The organism is Segeticoccus rhizosphaerae (genome assembly GCF_009192725.1).
Classification (GTDB): Bacteria; Actinomycetota; Actinomycetes; order Actinomycetales; family Dermatophilaceae; genus Segeticoccus; species Segeticoccus rhizosphaerae.
Genome location: NZ_VOHR01000191.1, coordinates 1 through 7,515 on the forward strand (window position 1 = coordinate 1; position 7,515 = coordinate 7,515).

7 protein-coding genes are annotated in these 7,515 nt (G+C 70.1%); 3 read left to right on the forward strand and 4 right to left on the reverse strand.

The genetic code is table 11. From position 1 onward, the window contains the following. Window positions 1–202: 202 nt before the first annotated feature. On the reverse strand, window positions 203–496 hold the full coding sequence (locus FRW57_RS14335; RefSeq protein ID WP_152186309.1) for a hypothetical protein: 294 nt from the start codon (window positions 494–496) through the stop codon (window positions 203–205). Between FRW57_RS14335 and FRW57_RS14340 the strand changes: the two genes are divergently transcribed. Together FRW57_RS14340 and FRW57_RS14345 are read left to right on the forward strand one after the other, a co-directional pair. Next, window positions 489–3,038, forward strand: coding sequence for a putative bifunctional diguanylate cyclase/phosphodiesterase (locus FRW57_RS14340; RefSeq protein ID WP_152186310.1), 2,550 nt, complete (start codon window positions 489–491; stop codon window positions 3,036–3,038). The genes FRW57_RS14335 and FRW57_RS14340 overlap by 8 nt on opposite strands. An 84-nt stretch (window positions 3,039–3,122) precedes the next feature. Beyond that, window positions 3,123–3,470: a hypothetical protein gene (locus FRW57_RS14345; protein WP_137121152.1), complete on the forward strand. Its 348-nt coding sequence runs from the start codon at window positions 3,123–3,125 to the stop codon at window positions 3,468–3,470. Window positions 3,471–3,572: 102 nt separating this feature from the next. Here the strand turns inward: FRW57_RS14345 and FRW57_RS14350 are convergent, their stop codons facing one another. The 3 genes from FRW57_RS14350 to FRW57_RS14360 all read right to left on the reverse strand — a co-directional run bounded on the left by FRW57_RS14350 (window position 3,573) and on the right by FRW57_RS14360 (window position 6,124). Next, entirely contained in the window at window positions 3,573–4,808 is a 1,236-nt protein-coding gene (locus FRW57_RS14350; protein ID WP_137121151.1) for a GGDEF domain-containing protein, read from the reverse strand. 82 nt (window positions 4,809–4,890) lie between these two features. Further along, window positions 4,891–5,703, reverse strand: a complete 813-nt coding sequence (locus FRW57_RS14355) for a FliA/WhiG family RNA polymerase sigma factor (RefSeq protein ID WP_137121150.1) — start codon at window positions 5,701–5,703, stop codon at window positions 4,891–4,893. 1 nt (window position 5,704) lies between these two features. Beyond that, window positions 5,705–6,124 (reverse strand): hypothetical protein, encoded by a 420-nt coding sequence (locus FRW57_RS14360; protein ID WP_137121149.1) that lies wholly within the window; start codon window positions 6,122–6,124, stop codon window positions 5,705–5,707. 304 nt (window positions 6,125–6,428) lie between these two features. Between FRW57_RS14360 and FRW57_RS14365 the strand changes: the two genes are divergently transcribed. Further along, a partial coding sequence (locus FRW57_RS14365; protein WP_203230339.1) for a hypothetical protein occupies window positions 6,429–7,515 on the forward strand: 1,087 nt, incomplete at its 3' end.

Here is a 7,515-nt window from a genome sequence, read left to right on the forward strand (position 1 = left end):
CAGCAGCGCTGGACGCGGGGGGAGGGGCGGCCTGGGCGACCCCTGGGAGCAGGAGCACGGTGGCCGTGGCGAGCGCGGCGGCGGAGGTGGTGCGCACTGCGCGGGGCTGGCGGTGTCGGGACATGGCGGTCGGGGGCTCCGTGGTGTCGTGAGGGTGAGCGTTCTCCCGTCCTATCGGCACCGGCACCTTCCACTTGAACCTTCAATCGAGATCAATTTGTCGTGGTGGGCCGTTCTCGACCATCCGTGTTGCTGTCTTTGTCTCGGAGTCGGGCATCATGGAGTTCGCTGGGTAGGCGGAGCCGGGGCCGGACGGGAGCAGGGTGGACGAGCGGGCAGTGATCGGGCCGACCGGTTTCTGGCCGGTCGACGAGCCGGGTGGGCTTTTGCCGGCGCCCCCTTCGAAGGCCACCTCGGGCGCGTCGCGGCCGCGTTCCCGACCGGGCGCCGCGGTCGACGAATGGCCGCCCGCGACGCTGCAGCGTTGGGTGGCCATCGTGCTCGCCGTCGGGTTGCTGGGCCCCCTCGGCGCGCTGATCCGGCTGGGCCTCGCGCCGGGGCCCCTCACCACGCCGATCTTCTGGCTGGTGCTCGTCCTCAACTTCGCGATGCTCGCCGCCGGCGTCGTGTCGGTGCGTCGCGGCGAGCGCTCCTTCCGCTATGCGCTCGGCGACCTGGCCGTGCTCGTCTCGGTCGCCGTGACCAGCCCGGCCGCCACGATCCTGGCGGCCTTGCTCGCCCGCAGCGCGCTGTTGCTTCGCGACTACGTCCTGCACCCCGACGAACGGCTCCGGGCGCTCTTCAACTTCGGGTCGGGGCTGCTGGTCACCAGCCTGACCGCGCTCCTCGTCTCGTCGTTCGACGCCTTGCCGTGGAACTACGTGCTGGGCGTCCTCGTCGCCAGCGCGATGGGGGAACTCTGCCTCTGGGGCTGCTACCGGCTCACCTACCCGGTGCAGCTGACCTCGCACGTGTTCAGGGTCGGCATGCTGCGAACCAGCATCCCGGTGCTCGTCGCCTTCGTGCTCGGGATGGTGCTGCTCCTCCCCGTGGACGACTACGTGCTGGTCCTGGTCCCGCTCTCGGCCGCCCTCGTGTGGAAGCTGCTCTACGAGCTGGCTGAGGTCAGGCACGAGCGGGCCACCTGGGAGAACCTGGACGAGCACAACGCCAGCCTCCTCGGCCGCAGCGACGAACTGGAGATCGCCAGTCTGGCCGCCGCGAACGCCGTGCGGATCTTCCCGGTCACCGAGTGCGCCATCACGGTCTATCCCAATCCGCAGCAGTTCGGCTCCAGCGGCCATGTGGTCCGGGCCCGACGCAACGCCGATCAGGTCAGCGTGACGCCGCTGCCCCCGAACTATCGGGTCCCGTCGGCGCCGGCAGCGCCCTACGTCACGGCCACCGAGGCCGTCGGTGCGTTGAGCGCTGCGAGTCGGGTGCTGGGTCACTGCGAGCTGAGCTTCCACGGCCACCAGCGGCACACGAGACAGCTGTCGCGGGTGCTCTCCCAGTTCCTGTCCTCGGCTGCCTCGACGCTCATGCTGGCCCGGCAGCACGACTCGATGCGCAGCTACGCGGAGTCCAAGGCGCGTGAGGCGGAGCAGGACCAGTTGACCATGCTGGGGAACCGGACCCGGCTCTACCGCGGCGGTGCCCGGGCGCTGCGGGCGGCGCGGTCACGAGGCCGGCACGCCTCGCTGATCATCTTCGACCTCGACGGGTTCAAGCGGATCAACGACACCCTCGGCCACGCCACGGGTGATGAGGTCCTCAAGGTGGTCGCCGACCGGATCCGTGCCCTGGTGGGCCGTTCCGACATCGTCGCTCGTGTCGGTGGCGACGAGTTCGTGGTGTTCGCCGGCGATCTTGCCCGTCCGGAGGAAGCGCTTCGGTATGCCGAGGTGATCGCCGCCGCCGTGTCCCACACCATCCCGCTGGAGGAGATCCAGCTGGCCGTGGAGACGTCCCTCGGCATCGCGCACGCAGAGGCCGGCGTCGGGATATCGGAGCTGTTGAAGCGGGCCGACATCGCCCTCTACGAGGCGAAGGTCAACAAGGACAGCCGGCCCCAGGTCTACGAGCCTCGGATGGCCCAGCACACCCCGGAGCAGCTGTTGCTCACCGTCGACCTGCGGGCCGCGCTGGACCGGGCGGAGAGGGCTCCGGCAAGGCACGCGGGTCACGTGTCCGACAGTGACGTGCCCCGTGCCGGGCTGGTGCTGCACTATCAGCCGCAGATCGACCTGCGCACGGGCGCCGTCGTCGGAGCGGAGGCTCTGGTGCGTTGGCACCATCCGATCCGGGGCCTGCTCTACCCGGACGCGTTCGTCCCCCTGGCCGAGCAGTCGGGCATGATCACCGCCTTCACCTCCCAGGTGGTCGACGACGTCCTCCGGGATCACGCCGAGCTGCGCGAACGACTGGACGTCGGCTCCGACGCGTTCACGGTCTCGGTGAACGTTTCCGCGCGCAACCTGCTCGACCTGTCCCTCCCACGTCACATCGAGCAACGACTCGCCCATCACGGTGTCCCTCCGGAGCAGCTCGTCATCGAGATCACCGAGTCGGCCAACGTCCACGACTGGACCAGCGCCGAACGAGTGATGCGCGTCCTGGCCGAGCTGGGCTGCCGGATCTCCATCGACGACTTCGGAACGGGGTTCTCCTCCATCCAGTCGCTGCTGCAGCGGCAGGGGACCATCCGGGAGCTCAAGGTGGACAAGTCCTTCGTCCGCGATCTCGCAGGGGCCAGCCCGGCACAGTCCTCGGTCGTCCAAGCGATCATCCACATGGCGCACGGCACCGACTGCGTGGTGGTCGCGGAAGGAGTCGAGAGCGCCGAAGTGGTGGCCCTGCTCCAGGAAATGGGCTGTGACATCGGCCAGGGCTACTGGTTCGGTCGGCCACTCGCCCTTGCCGCGGTCACGGACTGGACGGCCGCCTGGCGGGAGCGGTGGACGCGGGCTGCACCGCACCCCGGGCAGGACCTTTTCGGCAAAGTGGCCCCGGCGCTGGGGGGCGACGTGTCAGAGTAGGTCTCCCGGGCCACTGTGGCATCGACTCACTACTGTTCGTCCCGCGCCCAAAGGCCCGGAAGCACTGTGACAAGGACCTTTCCGATGAACCGACTGCGCGACGCGATCCACGCGAAGATGACCGCTGACGGCATACCCTTCGCGAGGGGCAGCGTGCGCGTGGAGGACGCTGCATTCGAGACGGGCATCTACAACACGTCGGACGAGAGCTTCAACGACGTCACGTTCGTCGTGGAGGTCTCCTATCTCGACCCGGCCAGTCGTCAGGTGCGACGGACCGCGCTCCGAATCCCCGCCGAGGGCTGGTCTGAGCTGTGGGACCAGGCGCGCCAGGGCATCGTGGCGGCTGCGAACGCTGCACACCTCGAAGGATCCGCTCGACCCGGCGGCCCCGGCGGCGACGGGGACCGGAGTCCGCCGCTCGCCGTCTGAACGGCGCCGTCCATCACTCTCGCCTGGTCTGTGGACCGGGCATTCCGATGCGCGGAGGCGTTGCGGTTGCTTCCATGCACGGTGCAGGGCGGCAGCCGGTGCTCACGTGTCGATGACCACCTGGTTGCGACCGGCGCGCTTTGCCCGGTAGAGGTTCTCGTCGGCCCGGGCGAGGAGCGCGTCAACGCTGTCTCCGTCGCGCGGGTGGACGGCGCCACCGACGGACACGGTGAGGCGCACCGAGCCGCGGGGGAGCGGCACCACGTGCCGCTCCACCCCCTTGCGCAGCCGTTCGGCGACCTGGAGCAGCTGGGGTAGTCGGATGTCCGGAAGCAGGACGACGAACTCCTCGCCGCCGAAGCGACCGACCAGATCGCCCGAGCGCACCAGCTGCTCGAGCACCGCCGCCGCCTCGCGCAGCACGCGGTCGCCATCGAGGTGTCCATGGGTGTCGTTGACCCATTTGAAGTGGTCCATGTCGAGCACCAGCACACCGACCTGCCTTCCGGTCCGGTTCTGGCCGATCTCGTGGGCAGCCCGTTCCTTCCACCAGTCGTGGGCGGCCAGGCCGGTCTTCGCGTCCCGGTTGGCTCGACGCTCCAACAGGTCGTGCAGCAGCGCCCGCTGGACGAGCACGAGAGAGGGGAGGCCGAGCAGGAACATGGCCGGCGACACGGTCCAGGCCCAGGCGATGAGGCCGCCGTGGCAGAGCAGGGCCACCTCCACGAGGAAACCGGTGGCGGTCTCCTTGATCCGCAGGTGCTCCGAGCGGTAGAGCGCGTAACCGATGCTGGTCAGCGCGTTGGACAGCACCGCAAAGGTCACGGCTGCCGCCAGCACGGCGACCACTTCGAGGGAGTCGGCGCGCAAACCCGGCCGAGGCAGGTGGTTGACCGCGAGGTGGACGACCGAGGCCACCCAGCCGCTGATGCCGGTGATCGAGACGTAGGAGATGAGCCGCGACCGTCGGTAGGACGCGCCGGCCGTGGCAGCCGTGACCACGCCGGCCACCCAGCGCGCCACCATGATGGCGAAGAGCATGAGCGGGAAGGGAAGCAGCAACACCGCCGCGAAGACCCAGACGGCGTCGAGTGAGAGCCCGAAACGGGATGACCGGGCGAGCCTGGGCGTGCTTCGGGTCGAGGCGAGCAGGGTCACCGCGATCGCGATGGTCAGGACCAGGCCGATGCCGATCTCGTTGCGGTGGACCTCGGAGTGGTAGACCACCGACTGGAGGCACAACAGCGCCGCGATCACGGCAATGGCAAAGTGGTACACGCTGGAGGGGAGCGGCTCGCGGGGAACGGCTCGCACGGTCCGGTGCTCTCGCTGCGTCATGGCTCCTTGCCATCCTGTCGGGCGCCTTCGGCCTTCTCCAACCATCGGCGCCTCCCACCGGCCGGTTGAGCCCCCAGCCGCCTCAGACGTGGGCGGTGAGGTGCGCCCGAAGCCTCTTCTGGGCGCGGCCGTGCAGCTGGCACGCCCGCGACTCGGTCACACCGAGGACCTGGCCGATCTCCGCGAGCGTGAACTCCTCGAAGTAGTAGAGGGTGATCACGATGCGGTCGTTCTCGGGGAGCAGCCGCACGCCCCGCAGCAGCTCCTGCTTGAGCTCCGCGTCCTCGAGGTCCTCGCCGAGCACCTCTCCGGTCGACGGCGCGAGCAGCTCGCCGAGCGTGGACTGGTCGTCCTGGCCGCCGATCCGGCGGTCGAGGGAGAGCACGCTCGTCGTCGCGGTCCGGGTGTAGACGCCGCGCAGCTCGGGCAGCGTCACGCCGGCGGCATCGGCGACCTCCTCGTCGGTGGGGGTGCGTTGCAGCTCGAGCTCGAGCCTCTCGTGGGCCTGGTCGACCGCCTTGATCTTGCTCCGCACCGAGCGCGGCACCCAGTCCATGGTGCGCAGTCGGTCGTAGATGGCCCCCTTGATCCGTTGCTGGGCATAGGTCTCGAACTTGATACCGAGCCCCGGGTCAAACTTCTCGATGGCGTCGAACAGCCCGAACATCCCGTCGCTGTAGAGATCTCCCGGGTCCACCGTGGAGGGCAGACCCGAGCGGAGCCGACCGGCGACGAACTTCACCAGCGGGGCATGGTGCAGGATGAGCCGCTCGCGGGCGGCTTCATCGCCCGTCCGCTTGTAGAAGGACCACAGTTCGGGCTCGTCGTGGACGTCCGCGAGTGACTGCGGCTCATGGGTGAGGTCGGCCCCTCCGGCCTCGTCGTCCGGGATCATCTCAGCGCTCCTCGACCAGGCCGGCACGGGCCGCCGCCACCCACACGCCGCACGGCCACCCGGTGCCGGAGCAGAGGCTGCACGAGACCACTCCGTCGTCCACCGAGCGCGACTGGGAGTGGTCGCGGCACAGCTGTTCCAGCACTTCCTCGGCGGGCGTCCGCCGCCCCTCCACGACGAGGTCGCGGCCCACCACGATCGGCAGCACGGCCACCGCCTGGGCGTGCGCCGCCCCCTCCATCCCGAAGGGCAGGTGCTCTCGCAGCGCCTCCTCCAGCAACGAGAGCAGTTCGTTGTCGGCGTCGACCTCGATGGACTGTTCCGTCGCGGCGCTGGCATCGACCTGGAGCGTGACGGTGAGGGGGTCAGCGCGGGGGCGATCCGCAGTGGGCGAGGCGTGTCGCCTGCGAAAGAGCCTCATTTCTCCACACTTCCATCGGGGCGGCGCCCGTCCGGCACGACGCTACCAGCGGGACCAATGGTGCTGCTGGGGCGAAATGCCCACTTTACGAGGTCTTTACGGTGTTGCCTGCGCGGCCGCCCGCCTCTCGGAGGCACCGTCGAGGGTGAGGAGTCCAACCGACCTCTCAGGTCGGCGGCTGCGGGTGGCGATAGGGAGTCGACGTGTGCCACACCCACGGCTCGGTGTGGCGCCTGGTGTCCGGCAGACCCGGCCCGGCGACGGACTGAACATTCCTTCATCACCGACCGAACGGCGAGGTTCCATGCGCACCAGGCTGTTGCTCCCGGCAATCCTCGCCCTGGCGCTGGGCGGGTTGACCGGGAGTGCCGTAGCCCCCGTGGCCACGACCGCTCCTGTGGTGACCGGGTCGGACTCCGTGCCCGCCTGGGTCAGCCGGGTCGGCCAGCTCGGCCACGGACTCGATTCGGCACCGCCGGTCCGCCGGGCGCTCGAGCCGCAGCCGGTGCACCGTGCGGTCGCGACGCCGATGCGGGTGCCGGGTGTCAACCCGGTCGGCTCGTCCGCGCCGTGTCTGCGGACCGGGACCGGCGGCTACCGCTTCCAGGCGATCTACGCGACAGCGAAGGGTTATCCCGACCGCTACCGGACGGTGGCGCCCAGGATCCGGCAGTGGATCGGTGAGGCGAGCACCGAGGTGTGGTTCGCCTCGGCCGGCCGCTCCTACGGTCAGCGGATGCGCTGGGTGACCTCGGAGCCCGCGTCCGGGCGGTGTGTCGTGTCCGTGCGCAAGGTGGTGGTGCCGGCCAGCGCCTATGCCGGTCCGGCCAGGCTGTGGGCCCACCTGCGGCGGCTCGGCTACACCAGCCCGCGGCGTCACTACGTGGTCTGGGCGGAGACGCCGCCGCGGCAGCGCGTCTGCGGGCTCGGGGAGACCTTTCTCGACGACACCCCTCGTCCGGCGGACAACTGGCACAACCGGATGGCGCTGTTTGCCTGGCTCACGCCGCCCTGTTGGGAGGGCGGTCTGCTGCACGAGGCCCTGCACACGCTCGGCGCGGTGCAGCCGGGCGCGCCCTACGCGAGCGCCCACGGCCACTGCCGGGACACGGCCGACATCATGTGCTACCAGGACGCGAGCGGGACCAGACTGGTGCGGCGGTGCGCCGTGCCGCTGCGACTGCGGCAACCCTTCGCAGGGATGGTGGACTGCGGGCGGGACACCTACTACAACGTGTCGCCCCGCAAGGGCAGCTACCTCGCGCGCCACTGGAACGTCGCGCGCTCACCGTTCCTGCAGCGCACCGGTCCTGCGCCCCTCGGCCCGCGCGTGGCCTCGGCATCCGGCCCGCGCACGGCCCGGATCGGCCGACCGTTCACCCTGCGCTCCG

Bases quoted from the DNA above. Each gene is read 5' to 3' on its own strand.
- FRW57_RS14335 (WP_152186309.1), bottom strand. From the start codon at position 496: ATGGCCACCCAACGCTGCAGCGTCGCGGGCGGCCATTCGTCGACCGCG.
- FRW57_RS14345 (WP_137121152.1), top strand. From the start codon at position 3,123: ATGAACCGACTGCGCGACGCGATCCACGCGAAGATGACCGCTGACGGC.
- FRW57_RS14350 (WP_137121151.1), bottom strand. From the start codon at position 4,808: ATGACGCAGCGAGAGCACCGGACCGTGCGAGCCGTTCCCCGCGAGCCG.
- FRW57_RS14355 (WP_137121150.1), bottom strand. From the start codon at position 5,703: ATGATCCCGGACGACGAGGCCGGAGGGGCCGACCTCACCCATGAGCCG.
- FRW57_RS14360 (WP_137121149.1), bottom strand. From the start codon at position 6,124: ATGAGGCTCTTTCGCAGGCGACACGCCTCGCCCACTGCGGATCGCCCC.